The organism is Photorhabdus sp. P32, from assembly GCF_038085095.1.
Classification (GTDB): Bacteria; Pseudomonadota; Gammaproteobacteria; order Enterobacterales; family Enterobacteriaceae; genus Photorhabdus; species Photorhabdus luminescens.
This window is the reverse complement of record NZ_JAZGJN010000134.1, coordinates 1-2,226: the sequence shown is the minus strand read 5'-3', so window position 1 is coordinate 2,226 and position 2,226 is coordinate 1. Positions and strand designations below refer to the sequence as shown.

Sequence of the window (2,226 nt, the reverse complement as noted above, 5' to 3'; positions counted from 1 at the left end):
AAATAAATGAGCCTAAAATGGTCTAACAGCCGTGAAATCGGTGAAGCGCTATATGACAAATTTCCTGAGGTAGATCCAAAAACCGTTCGCTTTACTGATATGCACCAGTGGATTTGTGAACTGGGCGATTTTGATGATGCGCCTGAAAAATCCAATGAAAAAATTTTGGAAGCAATCCTGCTCGTTTGGTTGGATGAGTTTGAATAACAAATAGCATTAATTTGTTATTTATCTGTCATCGTTTTAGGTTAGGCTGAACTTTTGAAAAACTGGCTTTGGCCGGTTTTTTTGTAGATTAATATCTGGCAGACGAAGAATTATGTTGGTAGAAGCTTGAATAAGCTCCTCGTTGCCATCAAGCGGTAATAATAAGAGGTGAGAAAAGAATGACTAAACAAATCATGCCAATAACACTGTCTTATGAACCAGCAGCAGCTTGCTGGGGTGAAAAAGCGCTGATTAGTTCGAGTGATCAAGGAGTGACGATTCATCTGGTTGGTAAAGGTAAATTAGGGGCAGTGCAACGTGCCGGGCGTAAAATTGACGGGCAGGGAATTCGTCATGTGGCTCTGGTTGGCGAAGGTTGGGATTTAGAAAAAAGTTGGGCTTTCTGGCAAGGATTTCGTGCGCCAAAAGGCAGCCGTTCTATTGAATGGCCTCAATTGCCTGCGGCTGAAAAACAGGAATTGGAAAGCCGAATTAAAATTATTGATTGGGTGCGTGACACCATCAATATGTCGGCAGAAGAGCTTGGGCCGGAACAATTGGCGAAGCGTGCGATTGACCTGATGTGTGGTATGGCTGGCGAGTCAGTAAGTTATCGCATTATTAAAGGCGAAGATTTACGTGAACAGGGTTATGCTGGCATTCACACCGTCGGCCGTGGTTCTTCTCGTGATCCGATTATGTTGGCGTTGGATTACAACCCAACTGGCAACCCGCAATCGCCGGTGTTTGCCTGCTTGGTAGGTAAAGGCATTACATTTGATACCGGCGGCTACAGCCTGAAACAATCTTCCTTTATGGATTCCATGAAATCGGATATGGGTGGAGCAGCAACCCTGACAGGCGCATTGGCGCTGGCAATTGGTCGAGGCTTGCAACATCGAGTTAAACTGTTCCTCTGCATAGCGGATAACATGGTCAGTGGTAACGCCTTCAAACTGGGTGATGTTATTCATTACCGTAATGGCAAATCTGTTGAAGTGATGAATACGGATGCGGAAGGTCGTCTGGTTCTGGCTGATGGTTTAATTGATGCCAGCAGAGAGAAAGCGAAATTAATCATTGATGCGGCAACCTTGACCGGCGCAGCGAAAACGGCTGTGGGTAATGACTACCACTCTGTACTTAGCTTTGATGACAAACTGGCGGCTGATCTGTTGGCGGCGGCTGCATCCGAGAATGAACTGTTCTGGCGTTTACCATTAGCTGAATTCCATCGTAGCCAACTGCCATCAAATTTTGCTGACTTGAACAACGTTGCTGCGTCACCGCATACTGCGGGCGCCAGTACCGCGGCAGCTTTCCTGTCTCACTTTGTGGAAGAATACCAAAAAGGTTGGGTTCACATTGATTGCTCGGCAACTTATCGTAAATCCGCGGTAGAACATTGGTCCGCTGGTGCAACAGGTTATGGGGTTCGTTCGATTGCTAATTTGTTGTTGGCGAAGGCAAAATAAATTTATTTTATCTAAAAAACTGATTGGAGATTTTTATGAGTTCATTAAGTGAATTAACTTCGGTTGAGATTGATGTTCCAAGTGGTAGTAAAATAACACTTAGCCAACCGGAAGAATATCCTTCGCAGCTCATTGAAGCTTTGGTCAGTTTATTTAGCCAACGTAAACCGGTTCGCCGTGCTTTTATCATTCAAGCCCATGATAAAAATGTGGATGAAAATCCTAATTTGTTAATTGGGCTGGAAATAAATGGCGCCACAGATGAAATTCAACAACTAATCCATGAAGCGGGCAGTATTGCTTGTGAATACACATCAGAAGAAGAACCGATTGATTTCTGTTTAGTTGATGAAAAAGAGCGTGGCATCAGCCATTATTTGATTCAGCATACGCAGCCATTCTATCAGCGTAAATTAGGCAGTTGGTTACGTGGAAGCATTCCGGTAATGAATAAATGATTATTTAGCAGGTGATAAATGGTTGTCGGTAGAATTGGAGGCTTCCATTTATTACCCCATTACTGAATCAAGTAGAAATTAAAGAG

General features: G+C 43.8%; 3 protein-coding genes. All 3 read left to right on the top strand.

Translation table 11 applies throughout. The features are described from left to right. Positions 1-6: 6 nt before the first annotated feature. Positions 7-207 carry a Fe-S cluster assembly protein IscX gene (gene iscX / locus V2H77_RS00810; RefSeq protein WP_341497281.1) on the top strand — a complete coding sequence of 67 codons (201 nt, stop codon included), beginning with the start codon at positions 7-9 and terminating at the stop codon, positions 205-207. 179 nt (positions 208-386) lie between these two features. Further along, positions 387-1,682 carry an aminopeptidase PepB gene (pepB, locus tag V2H77_RS00805; protein WP_341497280.1) on the top strand — a complete coding sequence of 432 codons (1,296 nt, stop codon included), beginning with the start codon at positions 387-389 and terminating at the stop codon, positions 1,680-1,682. A 35-nt stretch (positions 1,683-1,717) separates the two neighbouring features. Next, a complete protein-coding gene (locus V2H77_RS00800) occupies positions 1,718-2,140 on the top strand; it encodes an enhanced serine sensitivity protein SseB C-terminal domain-containing protein (RefSeq protein ID WP_341497279.1) in 423 nt (140 codons plus the stop codon). Positions 2,141-2,226 lie beyond the last annotated feature (86 nt).